This is a genomic window from Rugamonas fusca (assembly GCF_014042365.1).
Classification (GTDB): Bacteria; Pseudomonadota; Gammaproteobacteria; order Burkholderiales; family Burkholderiaceae_D; genus Rugamonas; species Rugamonas fusca.
Genome location: NZ_JACEZS010000097.1, coordinates 1 through 259 on the forward strand (window position 1 = coordinate 1; position 259 = coordinate 259).

The following is a 259-nucleotide window of genomic DNA, read 5'->3' on the forward strand; positions in this document are numbered from 1 at the left end:
TACATACAATCATTACCCATCGTTCTACCTTTTACAGTAAAACGATCAATAAATAATCTTTACTTTTACTTCTTCCAGATTGTTAAAGAACATACAGCACTTGATCTCTAAAAGATCAAACCTAAACCGCTTATGGCTTACGTTTGCGCTTTTACTTGAACCTTTGGTGGAGGATGACGGGATCGAACCGACGACCCCCTGCTTGCAAAGCAGGTGCTCTCCCAGCTGAGCTAATCCCCCCTGGTAGGGCTGGTTGGAC

Annotated in this window: 1 tRNA gene; it reads right to left on the minus strand. The window is 43.6% G+C overall.

The features are described 5' to 3' along the window. Positions 1–164 precede the first annotated feature (164 nt). Positions 165–240 (minus strand) — tRNA-Ala (locus H3H36_RS26480). Positions 241–259: the final 19 nt, after the last annotated feature.